Annotated in this window: 1 protein-coding gene; it reads left to right on the top strand. The window is 56.6% G+C overall.

The features are described from left to right. On the top strand, positions 1 to 251 hold a 251-nt coding region (locus tag HMPREF2554_RS11970), incomplete at both ends, for a helix-hairpin-helix domain-containing protein (protein WP_210396002.1).

Raw genomic sequence — 251 nt, 5'->3', positions numbered from 1 at the left:
CGCTCGCCGAACTCGTCAAAATTGATCCCCAGTCTTTAGGCGTGGGACAGTACCAACATGACGTCAGTGTGACCGCTTTAAGACGTGCCCTCGATAATACGGTTGAGGACTGCGTAAACGCGGTGGGGGTTCACCTGAACAGCGCATCCGCCGCACTGCTTGCGCGTGTTGCCGGTTTTAACCGCACGATTGCCGAAAATATCGTGGCGTACCGGGACGAACATGGGGCTTTCACCACCCGGGAAGAGCTT

The sequence above is a fragment of the Rothia sp. HMSC071F11 genome, assembly GCF_001809115.1.
GTDB lineage: Bacteria > Actinomycetota > Actinomycetes > Actinomycetales > Micrococcaceae > Rothia > Rothia dentocariosa.
This window is presented reverse-complemented; position numbering and strand designations above follow the sequence as displayed.